This window comes from Actinomadura sp. BRA 177 (assembly GCF_013372625.1).
Classification (GTDB): domain Bacteria; phylum Actinomycetota; class Actinomycetes; order Streptosporangiales; family Streptosporangiaceae; genus Spirillospora.
In genome coordinates this window covers 1-1490 of the sequence record NZ_JABXFD010000146.1, presented here as the reverse complement: position 1 = coordinate 1490, position 1490 = coordinate 1, and the positions used below count along the sequence as shown (strand labels likewise).

2 protein-coding genes are annotated in these 1490 nt (G+C 76.2%); both read left to right on the top strand.

Translation table 11 applies throughout. From position 1 onward, the window contains the following. The coding region (rfaE2, locus tag HUX53_RS04255) for a D-glycero-beta-D-manno-heptose 1-phosphate adenylyltransferase (RefSeq protein WP_176401860.1) at positions 1 to 654 on the top strand (654 nt) is incomplete at its 5' end. Continuing rightward, positions 651 to 1328 carry an SDR family oxidoreductase gene (locus HUX53_RS04250; protein WP_176401859.1) on the top strand — a complete coding sequence of 226 codons (678 nt, stop codon included), beginning with the start codon at positions 651 to 653 and terminating at the stop codon, positions 1326 to 1328. The genes rfaE2 and HUX53_RS04250, both read left to right, overlap by 4 nt. The last annotated feature ends 162 nt before the right edge of the window (positions 1329 to 1490 follow it).

The following is a 1490-nucleotide window of genomic DNA, read 5'->3' as shown; positions in this document are numbered from 1 at the left end:
GCGCCCGCCAGGCCGGCGCGGGGCGACTCGTGCGGCGCGGGCGACAGCTTCGCCGCTGGGGCCGTCGGCGCGGCGCTCACCGCGGCGGTCACCGAGGGCGTCCGCGACGCCTCGGAGTTCGTCCGGGCGGGGGCCGCCGCGGCGCTGTCGGCGCAGCTCGCCGAGACCGGCACCGCCCGGCTCGTGCCCGAGCGCGGCGAGGACGCCTGGGACATCGTGGAGCGGACCCGGCGCGCGGGCGGGACGGTGGTGGCGACCGGCGGCTGCTTCGACCTGCTGCACGCCGGGCACGTCAGCCTGCTGCAGCAGGCGCGGCGGCTCGGCGACTGCCTGATCGTGTGCGTCAACTCCGACGCGTCCGTCCGGCGCCGCAAGGGGCCGACGCGCCCGCTGACGCCGGCCGCCGACCGGGTCCGGGTGCTGGAGGCGCTCAGCGACGTCGACGCCGCGGTGGTGTTCGACGACGACACCCCGGCGCCGCTGCTGGAGCGGCTGCGCCCGGACGTGTGGGTGAAGGGCGCCGACTACGCCGGGACCACGCTGCCCGAGGCGGAGACGGTCCGCGCCCACGACGGCGAGATCGTCCTGCTGCCCCTGCTGGAAGGGCGCTCCACCACGCGCCTGCTGTCCACCACGAAGGGAAACGCGTCATGAACGTCCTCATCACCGGCGGCGCCTCCGGACTCGGCGCGGCCGTCGCGCGGAGGGTCGCCGACGACGGCGGACGGCCTCTCATCCTCGACCGGCACCCGCCGAAGGACGACTTCGAGCACATGCAGGCCGACCTGGCCGACCGGCGGTGCGCCGAACGCGCCGTGCACGGCCTGGCGCGGGCGGCCGGCGGGCTGAACGCCGTCGTCACCGCCGCCGGCATCGACGCGTGCGGGACGCTCTGCGACGTGCCCGCCGAGGACTGGGAGCGGGTCATCCAGGTGAACCTGCTCGGCACCGCCGCCGTCGTCCGCGCCGCGCTCCCCTACCTGGAGAACGAGCCGCACGGGCGGATCGTGACCGTCGCGTCCACGCTCGGGTTCCGCGCGCTGAGCGACGCGACCGCGTACTGCGCGTCCAAGTTCGGCGTCGTCGGGTTCACCCGGGCGCTGGCGGCCGAGATGGCCGGGAAGGTCGGCGTCACGATGATCGTGCCCGGCGGGATGGACACCGCGTTCTTCGACGACCGCCCCGACCAGTACAGGCCGGGCGCGGACGCCAAGCTGAACCGGCCCGAGGACGTGGCGGCGACCGTCGCGTTCGCGCTCGCCCAGCCGGCCGGCTGCGAGGTGCGCGAACTCGTCGTCTGCCCCTCCGAGGAACCGTCGTGGCCGTAGTGGCCCACCGGGTGCTCGTCCTGCGCGCGCTGGGGCTCGGGGACCTGCTGACCGCCGTCCCGGCGTTGCGGGCGCTGCGGCGCGGGCCGGACGCCTATACCCATCTGGCGCCGCCGCCGCAGGGGGCAGGGGAGATGTCCGAGGGCACACACACACCACCAA